This is a genomic window from Loktanella sp. DJP18, from assembly GCF_049310965.1.
Lineage (GTDB): Bacteria > Pseudomonadota > Alphaproteobacteria > Rhodobacterales > Rhodobacteraceae > Loktanella.
The window spans coordinates 1-4,135 of the sequence record NZ_JBMERN010000209.1 but is presented as its reverse complement, the minus strand read 5'-3'; the positions used below and the strand labels follow the sequence as shown (position 1 = coordinate 4,135).

The following is a 4,135-nucleotide window of genomic DNA, read 5'->3' as shown; positions in this document are numbered from 1 at the left end:
TCCACGAGCACATGGTTCGCTATTGCGCGAGCGCACTCGGGAGAGAGATATCGTGCCCCGCGCCTGAAAGGGCACTCGGGGCATGGGGTTTTGAGGTCGAATTTCACGCCACAATGCCGATCAAATCTTGGACCGCCTCAACTTAACTGGTGAAGAAGGGAGGCTGCAAGGGCACGCCTCCCTCCTCGTTCAAGCTTGCGCGATAACCATCCATGCATCTTCGTCGATCACTTCGACACCAAGCTCGGCAGCCTTCTTGGCTTTGCTGCCGGCACCCGGACCGGCCACGAGGATATCCGTCTTTGCAGAGACAGAGCCTGAAACCTTTGCGCCCAGCGATTCCGCCCTGGTCTTGGCTTCCGCCCGGCTCATTCGCTCAAGCGTGCCCGTAAAGACGATGGTCTTTCCAGATACAGAGCTTTCCGTGACTACAGGTGCCGCAACATCTTCGATGGTGAGCATTGGCACCAGACGATCGATCACGGCGCGCTCGGTCGCCTGGTGAAACGCTGTGAGCAGGGCCGCGACAATCGTCTTGCCAAAGCCTTCGATGGCCATCAACTCATCCCAGACCTCCCCGGTCCCAACAGTCCCACGATCGATCGCCGCGATAAATGCGTCCCAAGAGTTGTAGTGATGCGCAAGATCAGCAGAAACAGAGTTGCCGATATGCGGAATACCAAACCCCTGGATCACGCGATTGAGGGGTTGAGTGCGCGCCGTCTCGATGGCGGCAAAGAGTTTTTGTGCCGACCGATCACCGAACCCATCGAGCTCAGAGAAGGTGCCTTCACCCGTTCCACCGCGAACCAACTGCAACTCGAAGATGTCGGCAGGTGCGCGCAACCATCCAAGGTCATGCAGACGTTCGATCAGGGTATCACCAAGACCGACGATATCGAAAGCTGGCCGAGACACAAAGTGCTTCAGGCGTTCGACAGATTGTGCGGGACAGCCCATACCGCCAGAACAACGACGCACGGAATCGTCATCTTCGCGCACCGCGTCCGATCCGCATCGCGGGCAAACGTGAGGAAAGGCGTAAGGCTGCGCGTCTTCTGGGCGACGCTCAAGATCGACGTCCGCAATCTTCGGGATGACATCACCGGCACGGTAGATCTGCACCCAATCGCCGACACGGATATCACGACCTTCGCGGATCGGCTGACCCTTTGAGTCGCGACCACAAATGTAGTCCTCATTGTGGAGTGTCACGTTCGATACGACCACACCGCCCACAGTCACCGGCGCGAGGCGTCCCACAGGAGACAGGGCCCCGGTTCGTCCGACCTGGATGTCGATCCCGTCGAGGCGCGTCCATGCCAACTCTGCTGGAAACTTGTGTGCGATGGCCCATCGAGGTGTTGTTGACCGGAAGCCGAGCCGATCCTGAAGTGCGAGGTCATCAACCTTGTAGACGACGCCATCGATATCGTATCCGAGGCTCGCGCGTTGCGCCTCGATCATGTGGTAGTGCGTGAGGACATCACTTAGAGTGCAAAGGCGCTTCATGAGTGGGTTTGTTGAAAAGCCCATTGCAGACAGCTTGGCGACGGCATCCATCTGGGTTGAGCCCAGTGGCTCCGACAGCACGCCCCAGGCGTAGGCAAAGAAGGCAAGTGGGCGACCTTTTGTCTTCTCGGCATCGATCTGACGCAAGGACCCTGCGGCGGCGTTGCGAGGGTTAGCGAAGGTTTTTGCACCGACCGCCAACTGGCGCTCATTCAACGCCTTGAAGTCAGCATGGGTCATATAGACCTCGCCACGAACCTCCATCACGGCAGGAGCATTCTCAACCCACTGAGGGATGTCTGCGATCACTTTCGCATTCTCCGTCACATCCTCACCGACGGAGCCATCGCCCCGTGTTGCCGCATACACCAGACGACCATCCTCGTAGCGAAGCGACAAGGAGAGGCCGTCGATCTTGGGCTCGGCCGTCAAGATGATGTCGGCGACTTCCGGCATGCCCAGAAACTTAAGGATCTGAGACTGGAAGGCATTGACGTCGGCATCCTCCATGGCATTGGCCAACGACATCATGCGTTGGGCATGGCGGATTTTCGTGAAGCCATCAGCGACAGGCGAGCCAATCATCTGGGTTGGAGATGCCGCGTCCTGAACTTCGGGAAACTCCTCTTCCATTGCGGCAAGGCGACGGCGCATCGCGTCATATGCCGCGTCCGTCATGATCGGCGCATCATCGCGATGATAGGCAAGGTTGGCTGCTTCAAGCTGGGCGCGCAGATCGGCGACTTCGTCGAGGACTGTCTGATCAGTCATGTGAGGTTCTCCTGAAGAATTCGACGCCGGAGTTCAATCTGCTGCCGTGTCACGTGGATATCAAAATGCCCTGTCTGTTCGACCCGGGCGCGAATTGATGGCAAGGTCCCATAAATCTTGCGAGCATCACGCTCGATGACGAAGGCGTCGTCCACGATCAGGATGCCATTGAAGGCGTCAAGAAGTGCCTTTTCCAGATTGTCCATATCAGGGCGGCCCGTAGGGACGATAAATCCATCAAGGGCGGCATCCCGCTTCCAGGCCGGCCACGACTCCGGAATGGCAATCACAAAACTCATGATCAGCTTGACGGGACCGGTGATAGGCGGTCGACCCTTGATGGCATCACGAACAACATCCCTGATCACATCGTGGAAATATTTCGTGCGTGCCGGCGTGAAACCGAAAACCTCACCTGTTTTCGGATTCTTCACGATCTGAGCGCGCTCTTTCGGAACGGGGACAACGTCGAAGACAAAGTCCGCCGCCTGGATCTCGCCAGTGGCGAGAAGTTCGACGGTTCCGGTGCCTTTCGGCCCAGTCGAAATTTGAGGATGAGACGCAGGGCGAGACCGGCTTCGCTTTTTTTTGGGTGATCCGCATAAGTCCGGCTCATCCTGCGTCTTCTTACCCCGGGCTGCCGGGGATTTAGTCGCACGGCTATCGCGTGCGCGCACAAAGTCAGCGACATCGGGATCGATTAGTCCGGCTGCAATGGCTTCGGCCGTCGACATCCGGAGTGTGCGTCCCATCGTGAATTGCCCTCGTGTTAGTTGAATAGAAGATTGGCTCTTTATTCCGGAAACGAAGGCAGATCGCACTTTTTTCTGATGGGGCGCGCGGGGACCAAATCTATGGCAGGAGCAGCGTAAGGAAACCTCGATGTTCAATAAAGCAACTCTGGTGGGTAGGCTTGCCCGAGCACCTGAACTCAAGTCTTTCGACAATGGTGGGTCGATCTGCAAACTGCGGCTTATCACATCGAGCAACTGGCGTGATCACCAGACAGGAGAAATCCGCGAACGCACCGAAGGCCATAATATCGTCATTCATGTCGACAAGATGGGGCGACGCATTTCAGAAGCCTGCACGACGGGCGACATCCTTCTGATCGAGGGTGCCATTGAAACCAGACGTTACAAGGACACAAACGGTCAAACACGTTACATCACCGAGATTGCAATCAGACCCTACCAGGGCACGGTCAGGCGCATGCCAACGCCGGCGCGAAAACTGATCGAGAAAGCGTCAAATGGTGACGCCGATACGAAGTCGGGCGAAGAAACTGCACAGCCAGAAGCTCAAGCTGAAGTCGTCGTGGTTACGGGGGATGGGCCTGCCGACATCTTTGACGATTGGGGATCTGAGGGCTTTGAGAGCCTGGATGACTCAGGCCAGGACTTCCCGTTCTAAGTCGGAGACACGGATCTTCTCCGACTGCGGGGCCCGGTCGAGATGCCCGGTAAGGGTATATCCAACGCGGAACACGCTTTTCTGATACTCCCTCGTGATACCTGAAATCTCTTTTCGAGCGTGGAAAGACTTTCGGACTGAACAAGTATAGCGAGGGTATCAGGGGAAATCATATGCCACTCCGCAGTCCCCGGGACATCATATTTCAAACCATCCATATTTCTATCGAACCTGTCGAAGAAGGCACCGGCAGACGGCGCAGATTTGGTTGCCGCAGACCGCGGCAGGATTCGCGCGATTGTGAGGTTGTCTGAAAGATCACGCATCCAAGTGGACAGGGTTTCAAGCAAGGCTCCATCCTCAGCACATTTGCTCAAATCTGGTTCGGAAGGGAGAAGATGAGCTGCGCTATTTGGCCAAAACGCCAGAACGGAGGATG

General features: G+C 56.7%; 3 protein-coding genes. 1 reads left to right on the top strand and 2 read right to left on the bottom strand.

Going from position 1 to position 4,135, the window contains the following annotated elements; translation table 11 throughout:
• Positions 1-189 precede the first annotated feature (189 nt).
• Both ligA and ACOI1H_RS23895 read right to left on the bottom strand, forming a co-directional pair.
• The gene (gene ligA, locus ACOI1H_RS23900; protein WP_422440694.1) at positions 190-2,283 is read right to left on the bottom strand and encodes an NAD-dependent DNA ligase LigA; all 2,094 of its coding nucleotides are present in this window, start codon (positions 2,281-2,283) and stop codon (positions 190-192) included.
• Entirely contained in the window at positions 2,280-3,035 is a 756-nt protein-coding gene (locus ACOI1H_RS23895) for a RusA family crossover junction endodeoxyribonuclease (protein WP_422440693.1), read from the bottom strand. The genes ligA and ACOI1H_RS23895 overlap by 4 nt, the downstream gene beginning before the upstream one ends.
• A 130-nt stretch (positions 3,036-3,165) precedes the next feature.
• Here ACOI1H_RS23895 and ssb point away from each other — a divergent pair, with 130 nt between their 5' ends.
• Complete coding sequence (gene ssb / locus ACOI1H_RS23890; RefSeq protein ID WP_422440692.1) at positions 3,166-3,696, top strand: single-stranded DNA-binding protein; 531 nt, start codon at positions 3,166-3,168, stop codon at positions 3,694-3,696.
• Positions 3,697-4,135 lie beyond the last annotated feature (439 nt).